This is a genomic window from Sphingomonas plantiphila, assembly GCF_046000505.1.
Taxonomy (GTDB): Bacteria; Pseudomonadota; Alphaproteobacteria; order Sphingomonadales; family Sphingomonadaceae; genus Sphingomonas; species Sphingomonas plantiphila.
Map to the genome: position 1 here is coordinate 804,635 of NZ_JBELQC010000001.1, position 23,720 is coordinate 828,354.

At 67.8% G+C, this 23,720-nt stretch carries 27 protein-coding genes; 13 read left to right on the forward strand and 14 right to left on the reverse strand.

Features of this window, described 5'->3' with window-relative positions; translation table 11 throughout:
* Positions 1-39 precede the first annotated feature (39 nt).
* Both ABS767_RS03790 and ABS767_RS03795 read left to right on the forward strand, forming a co-directional pair.
* Positions 40-807 (forward strand): ATP-binding cassette domain-containing protein, encoded by a 768-nt coding sequence (locus ABS767_RS03790; RefSeq protein ID WP_408077029.1) that lies wholly within the window; start codon positions 40-42, stop codon positions 805-807.
* A complete protein-coding gene (locus ABS767_RS03795; protein ID WP_408077030.1) occupies positions 804-2,330 on the forward strand; it encodes an ABC transporter permease/substrate-binding protein in 1,527 nt (508 codons plus the stop codon). The genes ABS767_RS03790 and ABS767_RS03795 overlap by 4 nt, the downstream gene beginning before the upstream one ends.
* On the opposite strand, the gene ABS767_RS03800 is transcribed toward ABS767_RS03795, so the two are convergent.
* Positions 2,327-2,617, reverse strand: coding sequence for a 4a-hydroxytetrahydrobiopterin dehydratase (locus ABS767_RS03800; RefSeq protein WP_145848610.1), 291 nt, complete (start codon positions 2,615-2,617; stop codon positions 2,327-2,329). The genes ABS767_RS03795 and ABS767_RS03800 overlap by 4 nt on opposite strands.
* Before the next feature lie 38 nt (positions 2,618-2,655).
* Between ABS767_RS03800 and ABS767_RS03805 the strand changes: the two genes are divergently transcribed.
* The 3 genes from ABS767_RS03805 to ABS767_RS03815 all read left to right on the forward strand — a co-directional run bounded on the left by ABS767_RS03805 (position 2,656) and on the right by ABS767_RS03815 (position 4,410).
* Positions 2,656-3,066 carry a metallopeptidase family protein gene (locus ABS767_RS03805; protein ID WP_408077031.1) on the forward strand — a complete coding sequence of 137 codons (411 nt, stop codon included), beginning with the start codon at positions 2,656-2,658 and terminating at the stop codon, positions 3,064-3,066.
* Positions 3,063-3,647 carry a heme ABC exporter ATP-binding protein CcmA gene (ccmA, locus tag ABS767_RS03810; RefSeq protein ID WP_408077032.1) on the forward strand — a complete coding sequence of 195 codons (585 nt, stop codon included), beginning with the start codon at positions 3,063-3,065 and terminating at the stop codon, positions 3,645-3,647. The genes ABS767_RS03805 and ccmA overlap by 4 nt, the downstream gene beginning before the upstream one ends.
* Before the next feature lie 118 nt (positions 3,648-3,765).
* On the forward strand, positions 3,766-4,410 hold the full coding sequence (locus tag ABS767_RS03815; RefSeq protein ID WP_408077033.1) for a heme exporter protein CcmB: 645 nt from the start codon (positions 3,766-3,768) through the stop codon (positions 4,408-4,410).
* 297 nt (positions 4,411-4,707) lie between these two features.
* Here ABS767_RS03815 and ABS767_RS03820 read toward each other — a convergent pair whose 3' ends face one another.
* The 11 genes from ABS767_RS03820 to coxB form a co-directional block, all read right to left on the reverse strand.
* Positions 4,708-5,577 (reverse strand): class I SAM-dependent methyltransferase, encoded by an 870-nt coding sequence (locus ABS767_RS03820; RefSeq protein ID WP_408077034.1) that lies wholly within the window; start codon positions 5,575-5,577, stop codon positions 4,708-4,710.
* A 144-nt stretch (positions 5,578-5,721) separates the two neighbouring features.
* On the reverse strand, positions 5,722-7,122 hold the full coding sequence (gene thrC / locus ABS767_RS03825) for a threonine synthase (RefSeq protein WP_408077035.1): 1,401 nt from the start codon (positions 7,120-7,122) through the stop codon (positions 5,722-5,724).
* 42 nt (positions 7,123-7,164) lie between these two features.
* Positions 7,165-7,809 carry an SURF1 family protein gene (locus ABS767_RS03830; RefSeq protein WP_408077036.1) on the reverse strand — a complete coding sequence of 215 codons (645 nt, stop codon included), beginning with the start codon at positions 7,807-7,809 and terminating at the stop codon, positions 7,165-7,167.
* Positions 7,806-8,180, reverse strand: a complete 375-nt coding sequence (locus tag ABS767_RS03835; protein ID WP_408077037.1) for a DUF983 domain-containing protein — start codon at positions 8,178-8,180, stop codon at positions 7,806-7,808. Before ABS767_RS03835 ends, ABS767_RS03830 begins: the two co-directional genes overlap by 4 nt.
* Positions 8,181-8,189: 9 nt before the next feature.
* On the reverse strand, positions 8,190-9,095 hold the full coding sequence (locus tag ABS767_RS03840; protein WP_408077038.1) for a cytochrome c oxidase subunit 3: 906 nt from the start codon (positions 9,093-9,095) through the stop codon (positions 8,190-8,192).
* Positions 9,096-9,136: 41 nt separating this feature from the next.
* Positions 9,137-9,691 (reverse strand): cytochrome c oxidase assembly protein, encoded by a 555-nt coding sequence (locus tag ABS767_RS03845; RefSeq protein ID WP_408077039.1) that lies wholly within the window; start codon positions 9,689-9,691, stop codon positions 9,137-9,139.
* The gene (locus ABS767_RS03850; RefSeq protein WP_408077040.1) at positions 9,688-9,834 is read right to left on the reverse strand and encodes a hypothetical protein; all 147 of its coding nucleotides are present in this window, start codon (positions 9,832-9,834) and stop codon (positions 9,688-9,690) included. The genes ABS767_RS03845 and ABS767_RS03850 overlap by 4 nt, the downstream gene beginning before the upstream one ends.
* The gene (locus tag ABS767_RS03855) at positions 9,831-10,733 is read right to left on the reverse strand and encodes a heme o synthase (protein ID WP_408077041.1); all 903 of its coding nucleotides are present in this window, start codon (positions 10,731-10,733) and stop codon (positions 9,831-9,833) included. The genes ABS767_RS03850 and ABS767_RS03855 overlap by 4 nt, the downstream gene beginning before the upstream one ends.
* 47 nt (positions 10,734-10,780) lie before the next feature.
* The gene (locus ABS767_RS03860) at positions 10,781-11,227 is read right to left on the reverse strand and encodes a hypothetical protein (RefSeq protein WP_408077042.1); all 447 of its coding nucleotides are present in this window, start codon (positions 11,225-11,227) and stop codon (positions 10,781-10,783) included.
* A gap of 72 nt (positions 11,228-11,299) precedes the next feature.
* Positions 11,300-12,976, reverse strand: coding sequence for a cytochrome c oxidase subunit I (gene ctaD / locus ABS767_RS03865; RefSeq protein ID WP_408077043.1), 1,677 nt, complete (start codon positions 12,974-12,976; stop codon positions 11,300-11,302).
* Positions 12,977-12,979: 3 nt separating this feature from the next.
* Positions 12,980-14,125: a cytochrome c oxidase subunit II gene (gene coxB, locus ABS767_RS03870; protein ID WP_408077044.1), complete on the reverse strand. Its 1,146-nt coding sequence runs from the start codon at positions 14,123-14,125 to the stop codon at positions 12,980-12,982.
* Positions 14,126-14,340: 215 nt separating this feature from the next.
* On the opposite strand from coxB, the gene pyrE reads away from it, so the two are divergent.
* Genes pyrE through ABS767_RS03910 form a run of 8 tightly spaced genes read left to right on the forward strand, consistent with a single transcriptional unit; the run spans position 14,341 to position 21,846 of the window.
* Positions 14,341-14,922, forward strand: coding sequence for an orotate phosphoribosyltransferase (pyrE, locus tag ABS767_RS03875; RefSeq protein ID WP_408078645.1), 582 nt, complete (start codon positions 14,341-14,343; stop codon positions 14,920-14,922).
* Positions 14,919-15,995 carry a serine hydrolase domain-containing protein gene (locus ABS767_RS03880; RefSeq protein ID WP_408077045.1) on the forward strand — a complete coding sequence of 359 codons (1,077 nt, stop codon included), beginning with the start codon at positions 14,919-14,921 and terminating at the stop codon, positions 15,993-15,995. The genes pyrE and ABS767_RS03880 overlap by 4 nt, the downstream gene beginning before the upstream one ends.
* Positions 15,992-16,720 (forward strand): pyridoxine 5'-phosphate synthase, encoded by a 729-nt coding sequence (locus ABS767_RS03885; protein ID WP_408077046.1) that lies wholly within the window; start codon positions 15,992-15,994, stop codon positions 16,718-16,720. Before ABS767_RS03880 ends, ABS767_RS03885 begins: the two co-directional genes overlap by 4 nt.
* Before the next feature lie 49 nt (positions 16,721-16,769).
* Positions 16,770-17,180: a holo-ACP synthase gene (gene acpS, locus ABS767_RS03890; RefSeq protein ID WP_408077047.1), complete on the forward strand. Its 411-nt coding sequence runs from the start codon at positions 16,770-16,772 to the stop codon at positions 17,178-17,180.
* Between the two features lie 14 nt (positions 17,181-17,194).
* On the forward strand, positions 17,195-18,049 hold the full coding sequence (gene lepB, locus ABS767_RS03895; protein ID WP_408077048.1) for a signal peptidase I: 855 nt from the start codon (positions 17,195-17,197) through the stop codon (positions 18,047-18,049).
* A gap of 4 nt (positions 18,050-18,053) precedes the next feature.
* The gene (locus ABS767_RS03900) at positions 18,054-19,175 is read left to right on the forward strand and encodes an AI-2E family transporter (RefSeq protein ID WP_408077049.1); all 1,122 of its coding nucleotides are present in this window, start codon (positions 18,054-18,056) and stop codon (positions 19,173-19,175) included.
* Positions 19,172-19,810 (forward strand): maleylacetoacetate isomerase, encoded by a 639-nt coding sequence (gene maiA, locus ABS767_RS03905; protein ID WP_408077050.1) that lies wholly within the window; start codon positions 19,172-19,174, stop codon positions 19,808-19,810. Before ABS767_RS03900 ends, maiA begins: the two co-directional genes overlap by 4 nt.
* A complete protein-coding gene (locus tag ABS767_RS03910) occupies positions 19,807-21,846 on the forward strand; it encodes a TonB-dependent receptor (protein ID WP_408077051.1) in 2,040 nt (679 codons plus the stop codon). The genes maiA and ABS767_RS03910 overlap by 4 nt, the downstream gene beginning before the upstream one ends.
* Positions 21,847-21,858: 12 nt before the next feature.
* Here ABS767_RS03910 and ABS767_RS03915 read toward each other — a convergent pair whose 3' ends face one another.
* Positions 21,859-22,257, reverse strand: coding sequence for a flagellar export chaperone FliS (locus ABS767_RS03915; protein ID WP_408077052.1), 399 nt, complete (start codon positions 22,255-22,257; stop codon positions 21,859-21,861).
* Positions 22,258-22,261: 4 nt separating this feature from the next.
* A complete protein-coding gene (fliD, locus tag ABS767_RS03920; protein ID WP_408077053.1) occupies positions 22,262-23,698 on the reverse strand; it encodes a flagellar filament capping protein FliD in 1,437 nt (478 codons plus the stop codon).
* Positions 23,699-23,720 lie beyond the last annotated feature (22 nt).

Below are 23,720 nucleotides of genomic sequence, written 5' to 3' on the forward strand. Positions count from 1 at the left end.
CTTTGACCTTGGCGCGATCATTCCCCATCATGCGCGCCGATGCCAGCGCAAACCGGTCCTTCGGTCGCCCTTGCGGGTCTGACCAAAAGCTACGGCGCGACGCGGGCGCTGGACGCCGTGTCGCTGGAGATCGCGGCGGGCAGCTTCGTGGCGCTGGTCGGGCAATCGGGATCGGGCAAGTCGACCCTGCTCAAGACGATCAACCGGCTGGTCGAGCCGGATGCGGGCGGTGTGTCGATCGGCGGCGCGGATGTGCGCGACGGACCTGCGCATCATCTGCGCCGGCGGATCGGCTACGTATTTCAGGGCATCGGGCTGTTCCCGCATATGACCGTTGCCGAAAATATAGCGATCGGGCTGCGGATCGCGGGAGAACGCGAGACCCGAGCACGGGTGGCGGAGCTACTGGCACTGGTCGACCTTCCCAACGATGCCGGCGCGCGGATGCCGGACCAGTTGTCGGGCGGGCAGCGCCAGCGCGTCGGAGTGGCACGCGCGCTGGCGACCGAGCCGGGGCTGATGCTGATGGACGAGCCGTTCGGCGCGCTCGATCCCGTCACACGCGACGAGCTCGGCCGCGCAGTGCGCGCGCTGCACGACCGGCTGGGCCTCACCACGATCATGGTCACGCATGACATGGCCGAGGCGCTGCTGCTCGCCGATCGCGTGCTGGTGATGAAGGCGGGGCGGATCGTCGCCGACGCCGCCCCGGCGCAGCTTGCGCGCGGCGAGGGCGGGGCCGAGGCCGCGGCACTGATCGCGGTAACGATGGCCCAGGCCGACGCGCTTGAGGCGCTCAAGGGATGACCACCGCCTTCGCCCGCGTGCCCGAATTGATGGCGAGCCATGTGCTGCTGGCGATGGCGGCACTCGCGCTGGGGATCGCGATCAGCCTGCCGCTCGCCGTCGCGGCGGCGCGGCATCCGCGGCTGGGGCGCGTGGTGCTCGGCGCGGCGAGCCTCATCCAGACGATCCCGTCGCTGGCGCTGCTCGCGCTCTTCTATCCCGTCCTGCTGGCCTTGCGCGGCGTGCTCGGCGACTGGCTGCCCGCGCTCGGATTCCTCCCCGCGCTGCTCGCGCTCACGCTCTACGCGATCCTGCCGGTGCTGCGGAACGCCACCACCGCGCTGACGACGCTCGACCCCGCGCTGCGCGAGGCGACGGACGGCGTCGGAATGACCGCGCGGCAGAAATTGTGGCTGGTCGAGGCACCGCTCGCCGCGCCGGTGGTGATGGCGGGCATCCGCACCGCGGCCGTATGGACGATCGGCGCGGCGACGCTGTCGACGACGGTGGGCCAGCCGAGCCTGGGCGACCTGATCTTCGCCGGCTTGCAGACGCAGAACTGGGCGCTGGTGCTGGCCGGGTGCATCGGCGCGGCAGCGCTGGCGATGGGTGTCGACCTGATCCTCGCGCTGGCCGAGGGCGGCATCCGGACACGGAAGCGTGGACGGGTCTGGGCCGGTCTCGGCGCGCTCGTCGCAATCATCGCCGCGGCTGCCCTCGCGCTCGCCCCCGCTGCGGGCGGCAAGACCGTGGTGGTCGGTGCCAAGGGCTTTTCCGAACAGTTCATTCTCGCCCGGCTGATCGGCCAGCGGCTGGAGGCAGCGGGCTATCGGGTCGAATATCGCGAGGGGCTGGGCTCGGCGGTCGCGTTTGGTGCGCTCGCAGGGGGCGATGTCGACGTCTATGTCGACTATTCGGGCACGCTCTGGACCAACCAGATGAAGCGCAGCGACGTCCCCTCACGCGCGGCGATCGTCGCGGGGGTCGGCGACTGGGTGAGGGCCGAACACAAGGTCGGCATGCTGGGATCGCTCGGGTTCGAAAATGCCTATGCCTTCGCGATGCGCGGCGACGACGCGCGGCGGCGCGGGATCACGACGCTGAGCGACCTTGCCGCACAGGGACCGCAGATGGACCTCGCCACCGATGTCGAGTTTCTCGAGCGCCCCGAATGGCGCGCGGTGCGCGATGCCTATGGCCTGCGGTTCCGGTCGATGCGGCCCTATCAGCCGACCTTCATGTACCGCGCGCTGGCGAGTGGACGGGCGGATGTTATCCCGGCTTTCTCCTCCGACGGGCGGATCGCGGCGGACAAGCTGGTCGTGCTGGACGATCCCAAGGGCGCGATCCCCGGCTACGACGCGATCCTCATGGTCGCGCCCAGCCGCGTGGCGGACGAGCGCTTCCTGAGCGCGCTGCGCCCGCTGATAGGCAAAATCCCGGTTTCGGCGATGCGCGAGGCGAATCTGATGGTCGATCGCGACACCGACAAGAAATCGCCGGACGCGGCCGCGCGGTGGCTGGCGGCGAAGGTCGGGCTCTAGTCGACCAACGCGTCGATCGCCTGCGCCATCTCGATATCGCGCCCGGACAGCCCGCCCGCGTCATGCGTGGTGAGCAGGATGTCGACGCGGTTCCACACGTTCGACCATTCGGGGTGGTGGTTCGCCTTTTCCGCCAGCAGCGCGACTTGCGTCATGAACGCGAACGCCTGGCTGAAATCGTCGAAGGTGAAGCTGCGCGTGATCGCGTCGCGGCCGTCGTCATGATCCCATTCGGGCAGCCCCTCGAGCGCATCGTCGCGTTCCGCCTGGCTCAGTTGCTCGACCATTCTTCCCCTCCGAAGCTGTGTGCGGCATAGCCGGGGCCATGACCGCTTCGACCGAGACCTTTGCGCCAAGTGCCGAGCAGATGGAAGCGCTCGCGCGCGCCGCACTCGCGCGCATCCCCGAGCCGTTCGCGAGCCACCTGCCCGACATCGTACTGATCGTCGAGGATTTCGCCGACGAAGCGACGTTGCGCGAGATGGGGATGGAGGACCCGTTCGAGCTGACCGGGCTGTATTCGGGACGGCCGGTGGGCGAGAAGGAGGGGTTCGCGCTGGGCGAAATCCCGCAGCCGGACACGATCCACCTCTATCGCCGCCCTTTGCTCGACGAATGGGTCGAGACCGGGGTGAGCCTGGAAGCGCTCGTCACGCATGTCGTGGTGCACGAGGTGGGGCATCATTTCGGGCTGAGCGACGACGATATGCATGCGCTGGAGGACAGCGTCGGGTGAGCGACACGCGCATCCGGCTCGACGGCGTCGCGTGCATGCGCGGCGGGCGGATGCTGTTCGAGGGACTCGATCTGAGCCTCGCGCCGGGCGGCGGGGCGCTGGTGACCGGGCCGAACGGAGCGGGCAAGTCGAGCCTGATCCGCATCGTTGCGGGATTGCTGAAGGCGAGCGCAGGCCACGTGTCGGTGACGGGGGGAAAGGCGTTGCTGGCCGAGGCGGCAGGGCTCGATCCGGAGTTGCCGGTGGGTGAGGCGCTGCGCTTCTGGGCTGGCCTCGACGGGCGGCGGGGCTCGGTCGAGGCGGCGCTGAGCGCGGTCGGCCTCGCGCATCTCGCCCCCGTGCCGGTGCGGCTGCTGTCCACCGGGCAGCGCAAGCGCGTCGGGATTGCGCGGGTGGTGGCGAGCGGCGCGCCGATCTGGCTGCTCGACGAGCCCGCGAACGGCCTCGACCACGGCGCGATTGGCGTGCTCGGCGGGCTGATCGCGGCGCACCGCGCGGCGGGCGGGATCGCGCTGGTGGCGACGCACCTGCCGATCCGGATGCAGGGCGCGCGGGAGATTGTGGTCGGGGGTGAAGGGTGAGCGCTGCGACGCATCCCCGGCCCGTTCTCCTGCGAAAGCAGGAGCCTAGGGTCACGCATGGCTTCCCTCCGTGTCCTTGGACCCCTGCTTTCGCAGGGGAACAACGGGATCATCTCACATGAGCGGGTTCGGTACACTGGTGGCGCGCGAGCTGCGGAGGGCCTGGGCGGCAGGCGGGCTGACGCTGCCCATCACCTTCTTCCTGCTGGTCGCGATCCTGTTTCCGTTCGCGGTGGGGCCAGAACCGAACTTGCTGGCGCGGATCGGGGGCGGGGTGATCTGGGCGGCGGCGTTGCTGGCGGCGCTGCTGCCGGTCGAGCGGCTGGTGGCGCCCGATCTGGAGAGCGGGGTGCTCGATCAGCTGGCGGTGCGCGGCTGGAACGACGCGAGCGTCGCGGCGGCGAAGATCGTCGGCCATTGGCTGGGCTTTGCGCCTGCCCTGCTGCTGGCATGCGTAGTGACGAGCGGGTTGCTGGGCCTCTCGCTGGAACAGGCGATGGCGGCGGGGCTGAGTTTGCTCATCGGCACGCCGGGGCTGGCGGCTCTGGGCGTCGCGACTGCGGCGCTGACCGCGGGGCTGCGCGGCGCAGGCGCGGTGGCGGGGCTAGTGATGCTCCCCCTCGCGGTGCCGCTGCTGATCTTCGGCGCCGGGGCGATGGGCAATGATCCGAGCGCGGTGAAGCTGCTGGGCGCGGTGAGCTTGCTGTTGGTGGCGGGGTGCCCGTTCGTGGCCGGCGCGGCGATGCGGATGGGGCGGGGGTAGGTGGCGGATTTCATCCCAACCAACTGCATGATCGGAGGCAGAAAGGACCGCCTGGCTGTTCGCAAGCGCTTCTGCGCTCGTAACCGCCTGCTCCTTGAACCGATGAACCGGCGGCTGAAGTTCGGGTACGTGCACTACAAGGTTAGGATTCCGGCGGAATTGTCAAAAGGTCGTGCGCTTCGTCTCGCGCGCGCAATAAGGGCACGCCGTAAGCTACTAAAGTTGACGCATGTGGCGAACGCGCTTTGCAAATATGCCGGGCGTTCAACTGGGCCGAAGGCTAAGCGCCTCTGGTAATCAGCGACTCCACCGCGCAAAGATCGCCGTCGGCAGCACCAGCCCCCGCGCCTCCTCGCGCACGCCGAGTTCACCGCACTCAACCGTGCCGCCCAGATCGGCGAAATGCTGGTTGAGCAGTTCGCCAATCGCCAGCGCCGACATTCGGATCGCGTAGACGGTCAGGAACAGGAAGCGCGAGTCGGCGTCCAATAGCTGGCGGCAATCGGCGATCAGGCCGGGAAGGTCGCGTTCGAGTTGCCACACTTCGCCGGTCGGGCCGCGGCCATATTTGGGCGGGTCGAGCAGGATGCCGTCATAGCGGCGACCGCGACGCACCTCGCGCGCGACGAACTTGGCGGCGTCGTCGATGATCCAGCGGACCGGTTTGTCGGTCATGTTCGACAGCGCGGCATTGCCCTTCGCCGCCTCGACCGACTTCTTGGACGCATCGACATGGACGAGTTTGGCGCCCGTTGCCGCCATCGCCAGCGTGCCGACGCCGGTATAGCCGAACAGGTTCATGACCTCGGGCGCGTCGATCCCCGCCGTCTGCTCGCGCATCCAGCTCCACACCGGCGCCATGTCGGGGAAGAAGCCGAGATGGCGGAACGGGGTGGTCTGCGCGGTGAACTTCGCCTCGTTCCACGCCAGCGGCCAGCCTTCGCGCGGGACCGGCTTGCTGAACACCCAGCGGCCGCCGCCCTCGTCGTCCGGCGCGGGCATGAATTCGCCGTGCGCGTCCCAGTCGTCGGACGCGGGCGCCCACATCGCCTGCGGCTCGGGGCGGATGAAGCGGTAGTCGCCATAGCGTTCGAGCTTGCGTCCATGGCCCGAGTCGACGAGGCCGTAGTCCGCCCAGGGCTCGCCGGTGAGGGTGATCAGGTTCATCCGGCCTTTAGCGCTTGTCCGCCGCCAAAAATCAACCGTCACCCCGGACTTGTTCCGGGGTCCACCGGGAGGCGGGCGCGGCGCAAGCGGCTCGAGCTTCGCGCGGGAGGCGGAGTGGACCCCGGCACAGGGCCGGGGTGACGACTAGCTTTTCGGCGTGCCCCGCTCCGCGATAAAGCCGGTGATCGCCTCGAACGTCGCGGGCAGCACGTCGTAGCGCTCCTCGCGCTCGAACAGGTCGCCGACACGGGGCGGAAGCGTCGGACGGATGCCGGTGGCGCGCTCGACCGCGTCGTCGAACTTGGCCGGGTGTGCCGTGGCAAGCGTCACCACCGGCACGTGCGGGGCGAGATCGGCGCGGCGCGCGGCGGCGAGGCCGATCGCGGTGTGCGGGTCGAGCACCTGATTGGTGTTCGAACACGCCCAGGCCATGGCGCGCGCCATCTCGTCGGGCTCGATCCGGTCGCTGGCGAACAGCGCGGCGGCGCCCTGTTGCTGCGCATTGGTCAGGCGCATCGCGCGGCTGGCCTCGAACCCGCGCATCTGCTCGCCCAGCGCGGCCCCGTCGCGCGCCGCAAGGTCGAACAACAGGCGTTCGAAGTTCGAGCTGACCTGGATGTCCATGCTCGGCGCGGCGGTCGGCGTGACGGTGCCCGCCGAATAGTCGCCGCTCGACAGCGCACGGTGGAGGATGTCGTTGACGTTGGTCGCGACGATCAGCTTGGCGACCGGCAATCCCATCTTCGCCGCGACATAGCCTGCGAACACATCGCCGAAATTGCCGGTGGGAACGCTGAACGCCACTTCGCGGGCCGGGGCACCGAGCCGGACGGCGGCGTAGAAATAATAGACCACCTGCGCCATCAGCCGCGCCCAGTTGATCGAATTGACCGCCGTGACGTGGAAGCGACCCGAGAAGTCCGCGTCATTGAACATCGCCTTCACGAGCGCCTGCGCGTCGTCGAAGCTGCCCTCGATCGCGATGTTGTGAACGTTCGGTGCGAGCACCGTGGTCATCTGGCGGCGCTGAACGTCGCTGACCCGCCCCTTGGGGTGGAGCATGAAGATGTCGATCTTCTCGCGGCCGGCAACCGCGTCGATCGCGGCCGAGCCGGTATCGCCGCTGGTCGCGCCGACGATGGTCAAATGCCGGTCGGTGCCGGTCAGGAACTTCTCGAACAGCAATCCGAGGAGCTGGAGCGCGACGTCCTTGAACGCGAGCGTCGGCCCATGGAACAGTTCGAGCAGGAAATGGCGATGGTCGAGCTGAACCAGCGGCGTCACCGCATCATGGCTGAACCGGCCATAAGCGCGGGTGCACAGATCGCGCAGCTCGTCTTCGCTCAGGCTCCCGGCAACGAACGGGGCCATGACGCGCACCGCGGTCTCGACATAGGACAGGCCCGCGAGATCCGCGATCTGTTCCGGCGTAAAGCGCGGCCACTCTACGGGAACATAGAGGCCGCCGTCGCGCGCCAGCCCCGCCAGCGTGACGTCACGGAAATCGAGTTCGGGCGCGGTGCCGCGCGTGCTCTGGTAGCGCATGCGCGGCGGACTAGCCCCCGCACGGCCCAGCGGCAAGAAAGACTAGCTTTGCGGGGGCGTGGGTGCGGACGGCGCGCGGCGTTCGCGCCAGCGCAGGGCCAGCACATAGATCACCATCGCGATCCCGGCGAACAGGAACCATTGCACCGCATAGGCGAGGTGATTGTTGGGCACGCTCGACGGGTCGGGCGCGGCGCTTGCGGCCAGTCCGGGCGCCGGGGTGTCGGCGACGAGCATCAGGTTACGCGGCGGCCGCTTGCCGAACAGCGATGCGAGCAGGGGTGTCGAATCGGGGGCATGGGTGATCGTTCCCGTCACCGCGCCACCCTTCCATGCTGGCTTCATGCCGGGCGCGGTGCTGACGCCCATATCGACCTGGACGCCCATCCCCTCGGCGCCGGTGCGACAGTCGGCGAGGTGGCGCCAACCGCTCTTGCCGCTGGCATCGCGGCCGGCCTGTTCGCTCCACCCAGCGACGTCGAGGCACATCAGCCCTGAGCGGCGGAAGAGGTGCGCGTCGCCGACCGGCGGGCTAGGAAAGGCCATGGCAGGCAGGTCGCGGTTGGCGGCGAGGCTGGCGATCAGCGCCTCCTTCTCCCCCCTCCGGTCGAGTTGCCAGATGCCGAGCCCGATCATCGCCGCGACGGCGAGGCCGACCAGGATGGTGGGGACGAGCGGAAGCTTCATGGCGCGGGATCCTTGAGCCGCCCCTCACGCGCGGCGTTGCGATATTCGAGCGCGATCAGCGCGCCCTTGGCCCAGCGCAGCCCGAAGACGACCAGCGCCAGCGTCACCGGTGGCCAGATCAGCAGATGCACCCACACCGGCGGCTCCGCCACGAGTTCGAGCCAGACCGACAGGCCGACGACGATCGCACCGACGATCAATGTCAGGAACGCCGCCGGGCCGTCGCCGACGTTGAAGGTGCTATAATCAAGCCCGCAGTCCGGACAGCGCGGCGCGAACTTCACCCAGCCGGAAAACAGCGAGGGCGCGCCGCACCGCGGACACGCCCCCTTCACTGCCGCTTCGATGACCGGAGGCTGGGCCTCGCTCATCGCCCCGCGTCAGCCGCCATGGACCGGTGCGCCTGCGCTGCCCCAGACATAGACCGCGACGAACAGGAACAGCCACACGACGTCGACGAAGTGCCAGTACCAGGCCGCCGCTTCGAACCCGAAATGCTGGCGCGGGGTGAAATCGCCCTTATAGGCGCGCAGCAGGTTGACCATCAGGAAGATGGTGCCGACGATGACGTGGAAACCGTGGAAGCCGGTCGCCATGTAGAAGGCCGACGAATAGTTCGTCTTGCCGAACACGAACGGCGCATGGGCATATTCATAGGCCTGGATGCTCGAGAAGATCAGGCCGAGGATGATGGTGAGCCACAGGCCCTTCTTCACCACGTCGTTCTCGCCCACGCCGATCGCACCCCACAGGCCACGCATCGCACCGCCGCGCTGATTGTGGATCAGGCCGTGATGCGCCCAGGTCACCGTGGTGCCCGAAAGCAGCAGGATGAAGGTGTTGAGCAGCGGCAGTTGGAATGCCGGAAGCACTTCCATGCCCTTGGGCGGGAAGGATGCGACCGCGCCCTGCACCAGATCGACGACGCTTCCCTCTTCGGTGACGTTCATCGCCACCGGGAACAGCGCGAAATCGAACCATGCCCAGAACCAGCCGACGAAGAACATCACTTCGGAGGCGATGAACAAGATCATGCCATAGCGCAGGTGCAGCTGGACGACGGGGGTGTGGTCGCCCGAATTGGCTTCCTTGATCACGTCGACCCACCACGATGCCATGCAGAACAGCACCGCGGCCAGGCCGGAGAGCATCACCCAAAAGCCGGCCGGGTGCTCCTTCATGTACATGATGCCGCCGGCCGCCAGCCACAGGGCGGCGAGCGAGCTCAGCATCGGCCACGGGCTGGGCGGGAGAATGTGGAAATCGTGGTTCTTGGCGCCTGCCATCGTCCGTCCCTGTTCGTTTCTGGCGTTGTTCGTCGGCTTCCCTAGCCTTTGGGCTTGGCGGAATCCACTGGGTAAAATGTGTAGGACAGCGTGATCTTCTCGACGTCCTTGGTATCCGGATCGGTCAGGATCTTGGGGTCGACGAAATAGATCACGGGCATGCGCACCGTCTCACCAGGCTGCAGCGTCTGTTCGGTGAAGCAGAAACACTGGATCTTGCTGAAATATTTGCCCGCCGCCTCCGGCGTCACATTATAGGTGGCGGTGCCGGTAATCGGTACGGTGCCGGTGTTCGTCGCGGTGTAGAACGCCATGTCACGAGCGCCGATCGAGATCTCGTCCGACGCCACTTCGGGCTTGAATCGCCAGCTCAACGCCGGGCTGATGTTGCTGTCGAACGCGACCGTGACCTTCGCATCGACCGCTCCCGGGGCAGCGGCGGCGCGCTGCGTCGTTCCGCCAAAGCCGGTGACCTGACAGAACATGCGATAGAGCGGTACGCTGGCAAAGGCGACACCGGTCATCGCGAACACGCCGAGCAGGGCGAACAACGCGGTGCGCAGCTTGCGATCGGCGGGGAGCAGGCTGGCGCTCATTGCGACCTCAGCGGCATTCCCGCCTGGATCTTCACGATCGAGATCGCGAACACCAGCGCCACGAATGCGATCAGCAGCACCGCCATGATGCGGGCGCGCGATTTCTGACGGGCGCGGATCAGCTCTTCTTCCTCTGGGGTCATGCGAACCACCTATCCGCCGCGACCGCGCCGAACAAGATGAAGAGATAGGAGACCGAATAGGCGAACAGCCGCTTTTCGGGCTTCATCGCATCGTTCTCGCCCGCCATCCGCGTCGCGACCTGAAGCGCCAGCAGCGCGAACAATGCGGTGGTGACGATCGACACGACCCCGTACAGCGCGCCGGACAGCCCGAGTGGCCAGGGTGCGACCGCCACCGCCGCCATAGGGATGGTATAAAGGCCGATCTGCAACCGCGTCGCCCGCTCCCCCGCGACCACCGGTAGCATCGGCACGCCGGCATTGGCGTAGTCGGTCTTCACGAACAGCGCGAGCGCCCAGAAATGCGGCGGCGTCCACAGGAAGACCAGGCTGAACAGCAGCACCGGGAGCAGCGCGACATCGCCCATCGCCGCGGCCCAGCCGATCAGCGGCGGGAAGGCGCCTGCAGCGCCGCCGATGACGATGTTCTGCGGGGTGCGGCGCTTGAGCCAGACGGTGTAGACCAGCACGTAAAACAGGATCGACAGCAGCAGAATGCCGGCGGCGACATAATTGACCGCGAGGCCCATGAGGATGACGGAGAGCGCCGCGACACCGACACCGAAATGCAGCGCCGACTGGCGGTCCATGCGGCCGGCAGGCAGCGGGCGTCCCTGCGTCCGCTTCATCTTGCCGTCGAGATCCGCCTCGTACCATTGGTTGAGCGCGCCCGCCGCGCCGGCACCCAACGCGATACACAGGATCGCGGTGAATCCGATCACCGGGTGAATCGGAGCAGGTGCCGCGAGCATCCCGCACAGGCCGGTAAACACGACGAGGCTCATCACCCGCGGCTTGGTGAGCGCAAGGAAATCGCGCCAGTCGGCGGGGACGGTCAGGGTGTGGTTTGCGACGGACATTTGTGGCGCGCTATAGGCCGGGTTGCCGCGTTGGAAAAGGCCGTGGCTTACCGGCGCGTGCACAGCTTCCCGGTCTCCTTGCAAAACGCGGCGGCAAGGTCCTTTTTGAAGTCGAGCTCACCCACCGCGGCCATCGCCTCGACCAGCGCGGGGACTTCGACGGCGCGGCGCCGGGCTGCGGCGGGATTCTCGGCCTGGGCGACGAGCAGACGAAGATCCTCGATCGACAGTCTCGCGGCATAGGCGCTTCCGATCGCGTCGACGATCCGCTTGGTCCCCTTTGCGCCAATCTCGCGGCCGAGCGCCTGCAACCTGTCCCGCTCCGAGTCGCTCAACGTCTTGGCTTCCGAGGCGAGTTCGGCGGTATCCTTTTCGATCAGCATCGGGGCGAGCGTCGCCAGCGTGCCGTGCGCCGCGAGGCGGCGACCCAGATCCAGCGCCTCCGCCGACGGCGTCGCAGCCTGCATCGCGATCGAGAGCATGATGGTGAGCATCCTATCCACTCCAGAAACAACGCCCCGGGAGTCTCCTCCCGAGGCGTCCTATAGGTTCAGCCTGCCGACAACTCAGTGATGCTTGTCGTCGTCGATCACCGGAAGCGTTTCGAACTGGTGGAACGGCGGCGGGCTGGACAGCGTCCATTCCAGCGTCGTCGCGCCTTCGCCCCACGGATTGTCGGGCGCCTTCTTCCCCGCGGCCATCGACCAGAACAGGTTGATGAAGAAGATCACCATGCCGGCCAGCATGATCAGATAGCCGAAGGACGAAATCTGGTTCCAATAGGCATAGGCGTCCGGATAGTCCGGATAGCGGCGCGGCATGCCCTGGAGACCCAGGAAGTGCTGCGGGAAGAACAGCACGTTCACGCCGACGAAGAACACCCAGAAGTGCAGCTGGCCCAGAAACTCGCTGTACATCTTGCCCGACATTTTCGGGAACCAGTAGTAGAAGCCGGCGAACAGGCCGAACACCGCGCCCAGCGAGAGGACGTAGTGGAAGTGCGCGACGACATAATAGGTGTCGTGCATGTAATCGTCGACGCCGCCGTTCGCGAGCACCACGCCGGTCACGCCGCCGACGGTGAACATGAAGATGAAGCCGATCGCCCAGACCATGGGGGTGCGGAAGCTCATCGATCCGCCCCACATCGTCGCGATCCACGAGAAGATCTTGATGCCGGTCGGCACCGCGATGATCATCGTCGCGGCGGTGAAGTACATCTTCACGTTCACGCTCATGCCCGTCGTGAACATGTGGTGCGCCCACACGACGAAGCCGACCACGCCGATCGCAACCATGGCGTACGCCATGCCGAGATAGCCGAACACCGGCTTCCGGCTGAACGTCGCGACGATCTGACTGATAATGCCGAAGCCCGGCAGGATCATGATGTAGACTTCGGGGTGGCCGAAGAACCAGAACAGGTGCTGGTACAGCACCGGATCGCCGCCGCCGGCCGGATCGTAGAAGGTCGTGCCGAAGTTACGGTCGGTGAGCAGCATCGTGATCGCGGCGGCCAGCACCGGAAGCGCGAGCAGCAGCAGGAAGGCGGTGATCAGCACCGACCACACGAACAGCGGCATCTTGTGCAGGGTCATGCCCGGCGCGCGCATGTTGAAGATGGTGGTGATGAAGTTGATCGCACCCAGGATCGAGCTGGCGCCGGCAAGGTGGAGCGACAGGATCGCCATGTCGACCGCCGGCCCCGGCTCGCCATAGGTGGAAAGCGGCGCATAGACCGTCCAGCCGGTACCCGCGCCGCCGCCGAAGAAGGGCGAGGCGAGCAGCAGCAGGAAGGCCGGGCAGAGCAACCAGAAGGACAGGTTGTTCATGCGCGGGAACGCCATATCCGGCGCGCCGATCATGATCGGAACGAACCAGTTGCCGAAGCCGCCGATCATCGCCGGCATGACCATGAAGAACACCATGATCAGGCCGTGCGCGGTGATCAGCACGTTCCAGAAATGGAGCGATTCGTCGAAGGTCTGCGGACCGCCATGGACGAACTCCGCGATCCAGCCGAGATGCTGGATGCCCGGCTCGGCCAGTTCGAGGCGCATGATGCCCGAAATGCCGCCGCCGATGATCCCCGCGATGATCGCGAAGATCAGGTACAGCGTGCCGATGTCCTTGTGGTTGGTCGACAGGAACCAGCGCGCGAAGAAACCGGGCTTGTGATCCGCGTCGTGATGGTGGTCGTCATGCGCCGTGAAGGCGTGCGCGTCGCGTGCTGCGTCGGTCATGGCTTACTGGTCCGTGTTGCCGGTGGCGGCTTGATTGGTGGGCGCGCCCGCGGCGGTCGCGTCGATCGTGTCGTTGCCGGTGGGAACGGTGCCCTCCAGCGGGGTCGCGGTGGCGTCGGCGGCGTCGCTGCCCGGCTGCGCCGGAGCGGCGGCCGAGGGCTTGTTGGCGGACGGCATCGTACCGCCCTTGGCCGCGATCCACTGCGCGAACACCGCAGGCTCGACCGCCTCGACCACGATCGGCATGAACGCGTGACGCGCGCCGCACAGTTCGGAGCACTGACCGAAATAGACGCCGGGCTTGTCGACGGTGAAGCTGGTCTCGTTGAGGCGGCCGGGCACCGCATCGATCTTGATCCAGAAGGCGGGGACCGCCCAGCTGTGGATCACGTCGTTCGCCGTCGCGATGATGCGGACCGGGGTGCCGACCGGGACGACGATGCGATTGTCGACCGCGAGCAGGCGCGGACCGTCGACATCGGTGCGGAAGCGGGCACCCGCGGCGACCTCGTTCTTTTCCTTGAGCATGTTGGCGGTGATCGAAATCCCGCCATGGTCGGGATATTCGTACGACCAGTACCACTGGTTGCCGATCGCCTTGATCGTCACGGCATTGTCGGGCGCCGGCTTGAACTGCTTGGCCAGCAGCGAGATCGACGGCCACGCGATGACCGCGAGGATCAGCACCGGCACCAGCGTCCACACGATTTCGATCAGCGTGTTGTGCGTCGTCTTCGACGGATTGGGGTTGGCCCGCTGGCGATAGCGATAGATCGTCCAGCCGAGCAGGATCAGCACGAAGATCGAGATCACCACAATGATCGGCAGCAACAGATGGTTGTGGAAGTTCGCCGCGCGCTGGCCCAGCTGGGTCACCTGGCGCTGAATGCCGAGCTTGCCGTCGACCGGCTGACCGACCGCCGCGGTCGGGCCGTTCTTGTGCGTGCCATCGGCATTGAGCAGCGGATCGGCGGGCGTTGCCGCAGCGGGCGCAGCCGCAGCCGCAGCCGCGGGCGATTCGACCGCCACGGGAGCGGGTGCCTCGGGCGCGGCGGCAACCGGTGCCGCGGGAGCCTGCTGCGCCTGGGCGGTCATGCCACCCGCCAGCGCCAGCCCCGCAGCGAGGACGATCGCCTTCAATCCATCCATGCGCATCGTGTCGTTCAACCCCTAGTTTTCCGTCTTCCCCGATTGTGGGGGCGCCGGCTCTCCGGTCGCGCGGGCGCACTCCGCCCGTTGAGGCTGGCCTATAGCACCACAATCGCGGGCCTCAAGCACATCGCGTGCTCTTTTTGACCCAGTCGGTTGCGGGGGGAAGGGCACGCGCCTAGATGCTCGGCAACTACAAGGGAGCAGGCGGCGGCGTGACCGAGGACGATGTTCTGAACGAATTCAGGGCGGCGCAGGCGCTGCTCGAGGGTCATTTCATCCTGTCGTCGGGGCTGCGCAGCCCGCGCTATCTGCAATGTGCGCGGGTGCTGATGAACCCGGCGCGCGCGGCGCGGCTGGCCGAAGCGGTCGCGGCCAAGATCCCCGCCGAGCTGCGCGCGAAGATCACTGCTGTCGTCTCGCCCGCGATGGGCGGTGTGATCGCAGGACAGGAAGTCGCCCGCGCGCTCAATGTCGACGCGATGTTCGTCGAGCGCCCGACCGGCACGTTCGAGTTGCGCCGCGGCTTTGCGCTGGAGCCGGGCCAGCAGGTGCTGATGATGGAGGACGTCGTCACCACCGGGCTTTCCTCGCGCGAGGCGATCCGCGCGATCGCCGACGCCGGGGGCGAGGTGATCGCCGCGGCGAGCCTGGTCGACCGGTCGAACGGCGCAGTCGATCTCGGTGTCCCCTTCTTCCCGCTGATCCGACTGGACGTTCCGAGCTATGCGCCCGACGCACTTCCGTCCGAGCTGGCGGCGATCCCGGCGGTCAAGCCGGGAAGCCGGGCGGCGTGAAGATAGCGCTCGCCGCGCTGCTGCTGCAGGCAGCAACGGCGCAGACGGCGCCCCCGATCGACGCGCAGGCGGTGGACGCGCTGGTCGAGAAATCGGCGTTCAGCGGCGATATCCGGATCGCCGATGCGCAGGGCGGCGGCTGGAGCCGCGTCGGGCCGCTCCCCCAGCCCGCGCGCGGCGACGAGGACGGCGCGACCTGGCGCTGGGCGTCGGTCACGAAGCAGGTCGTCGCGGTACTGGTGATGCAGGAGGTCGTCGCCGGGCGAGTCGAACTCGACCGCCCGATCGCCGCCTATCTCCCCGGATTTCGCAGCGCCAATGCCGCGACGGTGACGGTCCGCCAGCTGCTCCAGCACCGCTCCGGTCTGCCCAATCCGGACGACAGCCCGGTAGGGACCGGCGGCTTTCCGTCCTATTATCAGCCCGGATACGCGGGCAGCCGCGATCCGCTGACCGGCTATTGCGCGGGACCGGTCAAGGGCGCGCCGGGCGGCGACTGGTCGTACAATAATTGCGACTATCTGGTGTTGGGCGCGCTGCTGGAGGCGGTGACCGGCACGCCCTGGGCGGCGCTGGTCGAGCAGCGCATCGCCAGGCCGCTGAAGATCGATTTCCTCGCCGCCTATCCCGGCGAGCGCTTTACCCGCATCGGCATGATCGAGGGCAAGCCGGAACCCGCGATCGATCTGGCGAGCTACGGCGCGGCGGCCGGGCTGTATGGATCGGTCGACGCTCTCGCCAAATTCGATCTGGCGCTGATGGACGGGACGCTGCTCCCGAAGGACGCGCTGGCCGTGCTGTGGAAGGGCGATCCTGCCCTGGGCTATATGGCGCTGGGGCAATGGGCGTTCGAGGCCCCGCTCAAGGGCTGTGACAAGCCGGTCCGAATCATCGAGCGGCGCGGCGGGGTCGGCGGGGTCGAGGTGCGCAACTTCATCCTGCCCGAGATCGGTCGCGCCGTGATCGCCTTTTCCGACCGCGCGCCGTTCGACTTTGGTGAGGTGTGGCAGGGGAGCGGCTTTTCGCACGATCTCTTGAGTGCGGCAGCGTGCGGCAAGAGGGTTGGGGAATGAGCGGCCATCTGCGCCTCGGCGTGAACATCGATCACGTCGCGACGGTTCGCAATGCGCGCGGGAGCGGCTATCCCGATCCGGTGCGCGCGGCGTTGCTGGCGGCACAGGCCGGTGCCGACGGCATTACCGCGCATCTGCGCGAGGACCGGCGGCATATTACCGATGACGACATCGCGCGGCTGGCGGCCGAGCTGACCGTCCCGCTCAACCTCGAAATGGCGGCGACCGACGAGATGCTGAGCATCGCGCTGCGCCACCGTCCCCACGCCGCGTGCATCGTGCCCGAGCGGCGCGAGGAGCGGACCACCGAGGGCGGGCTGGACGCCGCGGGCAAGCACAATATGCTCGCGCCGATGGTGTCGGAACTCAAGGGCGCGAACATCCGCGTGTCGCTGTTCATCGAACCCGATCCGGCACAGATCGAGGCGGCGATCCGGCTGGGCGCGCCGGTGGTCGAGCTGCACACCGGGCGCTATTGCGAGCTGGAGGGTGAAGCGCGAACCGCCGAACTGCGCCGTATCGCCGATGCCGCCGCGCTGGCGGCGAAGAACGGGATCGAGGTCCATGCCGGGCACGGCCTGACGTTCGACAATGTCGTGCCGATCGCGGCGATCCCGCAGCTGGCGGAACTCAACATCGGCCATTTCCTGATCGGCGAGGCGATCTTCGAGGGGCTGGCACCGGTGGTTAAGCGGATGCGCGACCTGATGGATGCGGCGCGGTGAGGGTTTTGGCGTTTGACGGCGCAGCGGCACCGGCCCGACCGGAGACACCATGATCATCGGCATCGGATCCGACCTGTGCAACATCGAGCGTATCCAGAACTCGCTCGACCGGTTCGGCATGCGGTTCGAGCAGCGCGTGTTCACCGATGTCGAGCTGCGCAAGGCAGCGCGCCGGCCCATGGGCTATGCCGCAACGCTGGCAAAACGATTCGCCGCCAAGGAGGCTTTTTCGAAGGCGGTGGGGACCGGTTTCAAGTCTGGCGTGTTCATGCGCGACATCGGTGTGGTCAACGCGCCGTCGGGGGCGCCGACACTGGCGTTGACCGGCGGCGCGAAGGCACGGCTTGACGCGATGACGCCACCGGGTCACGTCGTGAAGGTGCATCTGACGCTGACCGACGACCATCCCTGGGCGCAGGCGCTGGTGGTGATCGAGGCGCTGCCCCGCGCAGCGGAATGAGGAACGGGACGGGGATGGCCAAGGAGTTGGCGTTGAACGGCGAGGAAGACCATGGGCGCGGCGGCACCGACTGGTGGAGCGAAGCGCGCGGCATCTTCTGGCTCGTCCTTGCCGTGCTCGGGTTTCACAGCCTGATCGCCAAGCCCTTCTACATCCCGTCGGAATCGATGATGCCGACGCTGTTGGTGGGCGACCGGCTGGTGGTGACCAAATATCCCTATGGCTATTCCTACGTCACGCCGACCTTCCATATCCTGCCCTTCATCGACGGACGGCTGTTCGGGAGCCTCCCGAAGCGCGGCGATATCGTCATCGTCACGCCGACCGATGCGCGCACCGATTACATCAAGCGCGTGATCGGCCTGCCCGGCGACCTGGTCGAGATGCATGGCGGCATCCTCTATATCGACGGCCGGCCGGTGCAGCGCGAAAAGCTGGGGACGCGCGCGCTGAAGGTCGATGACAATCTGACCTGCGATCCGGACCATTATCCCGGCGCGCTGGGCCGCGATGCGACAGGCGCGCTGGTGTGCAACGTCCAGATCGTCCGCGAAACGCTGCCCAACGGGTCCAGCTACGATACGATCGACATCGGCCCGACCACGGCGGACAATTTCGCGCCGGTACGCGTGCCTGCGGGCCATGTGTGGCTGATGGGCGACAATCGCGACAACAGCGCCGACAGCCGCATGTCGATCGCGCAAAGCGGTCTGGGCGGCGCCGTTCCGATCGAAAATATCGGCGGGCGCGCCGAATTCATCACCTTCAGCCTCGACGGCAGCGCGAGCTGGAACCCGCTGAGCTGGGCCGGATCATTCCGATCGGGCCGAGCGGGCAATTCGCTGCACCCCGACCGGCCGGAGACATGACGCGATGACCAGCACCGCGCAGGACGATGTAAACGTCACGCACGCCCCCGGTCCCAACGAAATGCGCGATCCGGTGATGCGCGCGGAGATGCGGCGCGCATCGGTATGGTTCGGGCTCGCCATCGCCGCGGCCCTGATCGTGCTGCTGATCCAGCCGCTTCTGCTGATCTTCGCGGGTCTCGTCGTGGCATCGATGCTCGACGGCGGCGTGCGGCTGATCCGCAAGGCGCTTCCGATCCCGCGCGGTCTGGCGCTCGCCATCGTCGTGCTCGCGGTGATCGCCTTCATCGCCGGTGTCTTCTACCTCACCGGCGTTGAGATCGCCGCGCAGGCCGAACAATTGCGCCAGACGCTGGAGGGGCAGGCGGTTCGCATCAGCGCCTGGCTCAGCAACCTCGGGATCATGCCCGCCGCATCCGACCTGACCGGCCTCGCCCAGCAAGCGCTGGGATCGGTGGGGCGCGTCACCTCGTTCATCGGCGGGGCGATCGGGGCGATCGGAAGCTTCTTCCTCGTCCTCGTCATCGGCCTGTTCGTCGCCATGGAGCCGCGCATCTATGAGCGTGGCCTGCAATGGATGGTGCCGATGGGATCGCGCGAACAGTTCGCGATCACGCTCGCGCGCATGGCGCGGACGATGCGCGTCCTGCTCGCTGGACGCCTGCTCGGCATGGTGTTCGAAGGGTTCATCACCTGGGTCCTGCTCGAAGTCGCCGGCGTCCCGATGGCGCTGCTGCTCGGCATCCTCACCGGCATCCTCGCCTTCATCCCGAACATCGGCGCCTTCATTTCCGGCGTGCTGATGGTGGCAGTGGGCTTCAGTGCCGGCCCGACCGAGGGGCTATGGGCGATCGCCATCTATTTCGGGGTGCAGACGTTCGACGGCTATGTGCTGCTTCCGCTCGTTGCCAAGCGGACGGTGGACATGCCGCCGGCGCTCACCGTTTCGTCGCAGATTCTGATGAGCACCCTGTTCGGCTTTCTCGGCCTCGCGCTGGCCGACCCGATCGTCGCGATGATCAAGGTCGCGCTGGAGCGGCGATCCGAACAGGCGATCGAAGCGGGCTATGGCGAGGGCCAGAGCGACGATGGCCCGGCACCCGATCCGGAAGGGGCGGCGGCTTGATCCTCTACGATTATTTCCGGTCGAGCGCCGCTTATCGCGTCCGCATCGCGCTCAATCTGAAGGACGTGCCGTATGAGCGGCGCGAGGTGCACCTCGTGAAGGGCGAGCAGCGCAGCGACGCACATCTCGCCCGCAATCCGCAGGGCTTCGTTCCGGCACTTGAGATCGGGGGCAGCCATGTGCTGACACAGAGCCTGGCGATCATCGAATGGCTCGATGCGACCTATCCCGATCCATGCCTGATTCCTGCCGAGCCGCTGGCGCGCGCCGCGACTATGGCGATGGCGCTGAGCATCGCCGCCGACATCCACCCGCTCAACAATCTGCGCGTGCTCAAGCGACTCGAGAGCCAGTTCGGAGCGGACGAAGCGGCTAAGGCCGACTGGTACCGTCACTGGATCGTTGAGGGCTTCACCGCGCTCGAGGCGATGGCCGCCGCCAATTCGGCTCCGGGCCCGTTCCTGGGCGGCACCGCGCCCAACCTCGCCGACATCTTCCTGGTGCCACAGCTGTATAACGCGCGCCGGTTCGACACCCCGCTCGACCCCTTTCCGACGCTGCTCGCCGCCGACGCCGCGGCGCAGGCGCTCGATGCGTTCATCGAAGCCAGCCCGGACCGGACCAAACCGCAGTGAGGGGGGCGCCCCTCGTCTTTCTCCTTGCCCTGCCCTTCCCCGTCGCGGCGCAGGAGATCGTCATCACCGGTCGCGGGCTCGACGCGCCGCCCGGCGACGCCGCCTATGCCGTCGCTGAGATCGATCGCGCGCGGATCGAGGACAGCGGGAGCGGCCGGATCGAGGACGTACTGCGCGATGTCGCGGGTGTCGCGCAATTCCGCCGCGCGGATTCGCGCTCTTCCCATCCCACCGCGCAAGGGATCAGCCTGCGCGGCATCGGCGGCAATGCGTCGAGCCGCGCGCTGCTTTTGCTCGACGGGGTGCCCCAGGCGGATCCGTTCGGCGGTTGGGTGCCCTTTCCCGCCTATCTGCCCCAGCGGCTGGCCGGGGTGCGCATCACGCGCGGCGGGGGAAGCGGCTATCATGGCGCAGGCGCGCTCGCCGGTACGGTCGAACTGACCAGTGCGAGCGCCGACGAGCTGGGGCCGCTGGCGCTGAATGGCTGGTATGGCAGCCGCGAGTCGATCGATCTGGTCGCGACCGGCGGCGCGCGGCTCGGCGCGGGGGAAGTGACGGCGGCTGCGCAGTTCGCGCGCGGCGACGGCTTCGTCCCGACCGTGGCCGAAGACCGCGGCGTGGCGGATCGCGCGGCGCCCTATCGCCAGGCCAGCCTCGCGCTACGCGGCGTCGCGCCGGTTGCACCGGACGTGGAGCTTCAGGCCAATCTCTCCGCCTTCACCGATTCGCGCGAACGCGGCACCGCCTTCACGCCGGTCGACAGCAGCGGCGCGGATGCCAGTGTGCGGCTCGTCGGCCGCGGTGCCTGGCGCTGGTCGGCGCTTGCCTATCTGCAGCACCGCGATTTTTCGAGCGGGTTCGCCAGCGTCGATGCGATGCGCGCCACGGCGACCCCGGTGCTCGATCAGCACGTGCCCGCGCGCGGGCACGGCGCGCGGATCGAGATCGAGCCGCCGCTGGGGTCGGGCATCACGCTGCGACTGGGCGCGGACCGGCGCAGCGTGCAGGGGCGGACGCAAGAGCGCTACAGTTTCGTAAGCGGTGCTCCGACGCGGCGGCGCACGGCGGGCGGCGCGAGCGACACGACCGGCGCCTTTGCCGATCTGAGCATCGAGCGCGGCGACTGGACGCTGAGCGGCGGCGCACGCCTCGATCGCTGGACAATTCGCGACGGAAATCTGTTCGAAGCCCCGCTCGCAGCTGGCGCTCCGCTCACGAACATCGGCTTTGCCGACCGCAGTGGATGGGAAGCGAGCGGACGCGCCGGACTTGCCTGGCGCGCGAGCGAGGCCGTCACGCTGCGCGCCGCGGGATATACCGGCTGGCGGCTGCCCACGCTCAACGAACTCTACCGCCCGTTCCGCGCCGGAACCGATGCGACCGCGGCCAATGCGCTGCTCGATCCCGAGCGGCTGCGCGGGGTCGAGATCGGCGTCGATCTGACCCCGAGTGCGGGCCTCAGCCTGCGCGCCACCGGGTTTCTCAACCGGCTCGATAATGCGATCGGCAATGTGACGCTGGGGACCGGCCCGGGCAGCTTCCCCGGCGTCGGGTTCGTCCCTGCAGGCGGCGCCTATCGCCAGCGGCTGAACCTTGACGCGGTCGACGCGCGCGGAGTGGAACTCGATCTGCGCTGGCAGGCGGGGCCGTGGCGGGCGAGCGCATCCTGGGCCTATACCGATACGCGGGTCGATGCGTCGGCCGCAGCAGCGGCGCTCGACGGAAAGCGTCCCGCGCAGACCGCTCCCCACCAGCTCTCGGCGAGCCTCGGCTATCATGGCGAACGTGCCGCCGGATCGGTCACTGCGCGCTATGCCGCAGCGCAGTTCGAGGACGACCTCAACGACCGCGCGCTGGCCGACGCGTTGACCTTCGACGCGCGACTGAGCCTGCCGCTCAACGATGCGATCGGACTGGAACTGCGGGGTGAGAATCTCGCGGATGCCCGGGTCGAGACGGGAGTGAGCGGAACCGGCGTGATCGAGCGCGCCACGCCGCGCACGCTATGGATCGGGTTCAGCTACCGGATGCGTTAGATTCCGGTCCGGTCAGGCCGCGCGTGCCTGGCTCCACGCCCCGGCAATTTCCTCCAGATCGTCGGCGACCGCGCGAAACGGCGCGGGGTCACGGCCGATGCTCGCCTGGACGATCTGACTGCGCAGCCCGTGATAGAGCGTCGCCAGCGTGCGCGAGACATCCCCGCCGCGCTCGAAATCGAGCCCGCCTTCGAGCGCAAACAGGATCGCCGTCGCGCGTGCGATCCGCTCGCTCTTGACCGCCAGCTGGCGCTTTTCGGTAGCGAAAGCGGCCGAGCGGAGCGCCGCGACGCATTCCTTGTACATCAGTTCGACCAGCTGGTGCGGATCGGCAGTCGCCGTGCGCCCCACCGCGTCGATCGAGCGGTAGGTGGCGGCGGCATCGGTGGTGAGGCGCATGGGGGCGGTCATCGCATCAATCCTGCTTGTTCCACGCGTCGACCTGGTTCTGGAGGAAGGTCATCGTCGATTTGTACGCTGCGACCTTCGCATCCATGGTCGCATATTGCTGCGTCATCCGCGTGCGCATCGCGTCCGCCTGCTCCAGAGCCTTCGCGCGATCGTCGGCCAGATCGGTCTTGGCGCGCGAATAGCTGAGCTCGCTCGCACCCAGGCCGCGGATCGTGCTTGCCGCTTCGGTCGCGATCGCGTTGAGCGCGCCCGCCAGCCCGTTCTTGCTGGCCGACGATCCGACGGGCTCGGCGAAGATTTTCTCGACGGCATTGGGATTGTTCACCAGCGCGCGGCTCAGCGCCGCCGTATCCACGGTCAGCGATCCGTCGCGTTCGGTCCGGATGCCGATCTGCGCCAGCGTCGTCGGGCTGCCGTCGGTCGCACTGGTCAGCGTCGCCACGGTCAGTCCCTGCAGCTGGCGCTTGAGCGTCTTGGCCGCGCCATCGGTGCGCAATGCCCCGCCCATCGGATCGAGGTCCGTGTTCAGCCCGGCCAGCATCTCGTTATAGGTCGCGACGAAATCCTGCGCGGCCTGGAGCAATGCCGCAGTGGGGAGCGACTTCCCGATCGACACGCTCGTCCCCGGCTGTGCCGAGGTAAGATCGAGCCGCACGCCCGGCACCAGATCGGAAATGCTGTTCGAATCGCGCCGCAGCGCCACGCCGTCGACCGCGACGATCGCGTCGGCCGCGGCGCTCCCGATCGTCGTTCCCCCGGCGCCGACCCCGACCGCAAGCGCCGACAGACCCTCATGGCCGGGGGCTTCGGTCGCTGTCAGCGTAAAGGCGCGCGCTTCGCCGCTGGCGCCTTTGATCACCAGCCGCGCGCCGCTCGAGTCGGTCAGGATGCTGGCGGTGACCCCGGCATTGGCCGCGTTGATCGCCGCCGCAATGCCGTCCAGGCTGGAATTGTCCGCGCCGATCGCGATCGTGACTGGATCGGCGGTGCCCGGCGTAAAGCCGGTCATCGCGCCATCGGCGACGGTCGCAGTGCCGAAATTGAGCGTCAGCGTGCCGCGTCCCACCGCCGCGGTGCGATCCGCGACGGGCGCCGACGCAGCACTCTGCGCCGAGGCAAGCTGGCGCACCTCGACCTTGGCGTTGAGATTGGCGAGATTGGCGCCGGCCAGCCGCGTCACGCCCAGGATGGCGGGGTGCGAGCTGGTCGGCTGGGTCGCCAGCGTCCCGCCGCGCGTCAGGCTGGTCAGCGCGCTGGCGAAGCCGGTGATGTTGGACTTGTGGGTCGAGGCGGCGGTGATCTGCGCCGTGAGCTTTTCCTCACGCGCGGCGATCTGCGCATTCTTCGGCTCGAACTGCGCGTCGACCAGATTCTGGACGAGCGCGGTCGTGTCGATGCCCGATCCGGTGCCGATCGTCTTGGCGATCGATTCAATGGCCATAACGCCCCCCTCTGATCAGGTT

Coding starts and splice junctions, on each gene's coding strand:
- coxB (WP_408077044.1), bottom strand. CDS start 14,125: ATGGATGGATTGAAGGCGATCGTCCTCGCTGCGGGGCTGGCGCTGGCG.
- ABS767_RS03900 (WP_408077049.1), top strand. CDS start 18,054: ATGACCAGCACCGCGCAGGACGATGTAAACGTCACGCACGCCCCCGGT.
- acpS (WP_408077047.1), top strand. CDS start 16,770: ATGATCATCGGCATCGGATCCGACCTGTGCAACATCGAGCGTATCCAG.
- ABS767_RS03855 (WP_408077041.1), bottom strand. CDS start 10,733: ATGTCCGTCGCAAACCACACCCTGACCGTCCCCGCCGACTGGCGCGAT.
- fliD (WP_408077053.1), bottom strand. CDS start 23,698: ATGGCCATTGAATCGATCGCCAAGACGATCGGCACCGGATCGGGCATC.
- ABS767_RS03860 (WP_408077042.1), bottom strand. CDS start 11,227: ATGCTCACCATCATGCTCTCGATCGCGATGCAGGCTGCGACGCCGTCG.
- ABS767_RS03790 (WP_408077029.1), top strand. CDS start 40: ATGCCAGCGCAAACCGGTCCTTCGGTCGCCCTTGCGGGTCTGACCAAA.
- ctaD (WP_408077043.1), bottom strand. CDS start 12,976: ATGACCGACGCAGCACGCGACGCGCACGCCTTCACGGCGCATGACGAC.
- ABS767_RS03815 (WP_408077033.1), top strand. CDS start 3,766: ATGAGCGGGTTCGGTACACTGGTGGCGCGCGAGCTGCGGAGGGCCTGG.
- ABS767_RS03835 (WP_408077037.1), bottom strand. CDS start 8,180: ATGAGCGAGGCCCAGCCTCCGGTCATCGAAGCGGCAGTGAAGGGGGCG.
- ABS767_RS03915 (WP_408077052.1), bottom strand. CDS start 22,257: ATGACCGCCCCCATGCGCCTCACCACCGATGCCGCCGCCACCTACCGC.
- ABS767_RS03795 (WP_408077030.1), top strand. CDS start 804: ATGACCACCGCCTTCGCCCGCGTGCCCGAATTGATGGCGAGCCATGTG.
- ABS767_RS03840 (WP_408077038.1), bottom strand. CDS start 9,095: ATGGCAGGCGCCAAGAACCACGATTTCCACATTCTCCCGCCCAGCCCG.
- ABS767_RS03830 (WP_408077036.1), bottom strand. CDS start 7,809: ATGAAGCTTCCGCTCGTCCCCACCATCCTGGTCGGCCTCGCCGTCGCG.
- thrC (WP_408077035.1), bottom strand. CDS start 7,122: ATGCGCTACCAGAGCACGCGCGGCACCGCGCCCGAACTCGATTTCCGT.
- ABS767_RS03805 (WP_408077031.1), top strand. CDS start 2,656: ATGACCGCTTCGACCGAGACCTTTGCGCCAAGTGCCGAGCAGATGGAA.
- lepB (WP_408077048.1), top strand. CDS start 17,195: ATGGCCAAGGAGTTGGCGTTGAACGGCGAGGAAGACCATGGGCGCGGC.
- ABS767_RS03850 (WP_408077040.1), bottom strand. CDS start 9,834: ATGACCCCAGAGGAAGAAGAGCTGATCCGCGCCCGTCAGAAATCGCGC.
- ABS767_RS03820 (WP_408077034.1), bottom strand. CDS start 5,577: ATGAACCTGATCACCCTCACCGGCGAGCCCTGGGCGGACTACGGCCTC.
- ABS767_RS03800 (WP_145848610.1), bottom strand. CDS start 2,617: ATGGTCGAGCAACTGAGCCAGGCGGAACGCGACGATGCGCTCGAGGGG.
- ABS767_RS03845 (WP_408077039.1), bottom strand. CDS start 9,691: ATGAGCGCCAGCCTGCTCCCCGCCGATCGCAAGCTGCGCACCGCGTTG.
- ABS767_RS03885 (WP_408077046.1), top strand. CDS start 15,992: ATGAGCGGCCATCTGCGCCTCGGCGTGAACATCGATCACGTCGCGACG.